At 58.9% G+C, this 1,534-nt stretch carries 1 protein-coding gene; it reads left to right on the forward strand.

Annotation, left to right across the window (positions count from 1 at the left end):
- Positions 1–297 precede the first annotated feature (297 nt).
- Positions 298–1,534, forward strand: a 1,237-nt coding sequence (locus E8M77_RS24300) for a nitrate- and nitrite sensing domain-containing protein (RefSeq protein ID WP_137132117.1), incomplete at its 3' end; no start/stop codon positions are given.

The raw sequence follows: 1,534 nt of genomic DNA on the forward strand, positions 1-1,534 counted from the left end.
GCATCGGCACCGGCGACCCGTGCGCCGCAACTGCGCAGCCAGGGCAATGCTGCCGTGGCAAGCGCACAGGACTGGGAAGAGTTCTGAGATTTGTCGGATCTCGACAGGAATATTCTTACGGACAAAGCCAAACCTTGTCCCTATCTTTGCCCTTAACAAAATACAGAAAGCTCATCGGTGGTAGTCACCGGTGAGCTTTTCTCTTTATTCATGAATATTGGCTTACTGTAATATGCTTGGTGGTGCGCTTACGGCGTTTCTGCTGTCCCTGTTGCCACGGATTGGTAAGGTAAACCTATGCGGTCTCTGTCATTGAAAAGCCTGCTCTATCTTATTGCCACGGCTCCATTGCTTGCTTTCCTCTGGGCAAGCGGCGAATCCACCTACGTGACCTACCAATCCTATGCGCGGCTCGAAAGCCAGCAGGCCTTGCAGAAGCTCGCCAATGCCGGCGGCGCGATTGCGCAGGCCCTGCCGGCTGAGGCTTTTGCAAAACCAGAGCAGCGCGTTGAACGCCGACAGGCGACAGACACGGCCATTGCCAATCTCCAGATGGCCTTCGATGGCTGGAAAAGCGAGGGCAATAGCGACCCGTCCATCGAAAAGTCGGTGGCTTTCATCACGGAAAAGCGTCCACAACTGCAAACCTACCGACAGACGGTTGATGCGGGCGTCGAAGCCACAACCATTGCGCTGGCAACATTGCAGCCGGCCTCGGCTGCAGGCCTTGATCTTGTGCGGCGGTCTGCTGCTGCCATCGATGACCTGAAACTTGCTCGTCTCATTGACGGTTTCCATGCGCTCATGCAGGTCAATGATGCGGGACTGATCGAGTTTCGCTCCGGCGAGGCCTTTCTCGGCGGGCGGACACTCTCCCATATCGAATTTACCTTCATGCTGCATGCCAAGGGCCTGCGGGACCGCTACACTCCACAGATGCGCGAATTCCTTCCGGCCGATATCGTCAGGGAGTATGAGAACTTTGCACAGGGACAGGGCCTGCCCCTCGTGGACTTGCGCAAGCGCATGTACACCAACGAGATCCAGGGTGCCGATCCGGATAATCTCAAGGTTTGGACGTCCGGCAATGGCGCGCAGGCGGGCTTGATGGCGGGGCTGGTTGCCCGCACTGCCACGGCTCTGCAGGTCGCCGCGCAAAACGAACTATCGACGTTGCGCAGCAATTTTCTCCGCGGCGTTGCAACCTCGGCCCTCATCTGCCTTCTTGCCCTTGCGCTCTGCTTTGTCGTTGTGCGGCATGTGTCGCAGACCATCCGGGCCATCAAGACCCGCATGATGACCTTGGCCGACGGCGACAGCCAGACGTCGATTCCCTATACGGATCGCACGGACGAGATCGGCGATATGGCGCAGTCGGTGGAAATCTTCCGCCAGGCGGCCATTCGCAACGCCGAACTGGAAGCCGATGCTGCCGGCAGCCGCCAACGCGCCGAAGCCGAGCGTGCGCAGGTTCAGGCGCGTGCCGAGGCAGAAGCCGAAGAGCGTCTCAACCAGGCGACGAGTGCCATGGCCG

Source organism: Rhizobium sp. FY34, assembly GCF_005222845.1.
In the GTDB taxonomy this organism is placed as follows: domain Bacteria; phylum Pseudomonadota; class Alphaproteobacteria; order Rhizobiales; family Rhizobiaceae; genus Neorhizobium.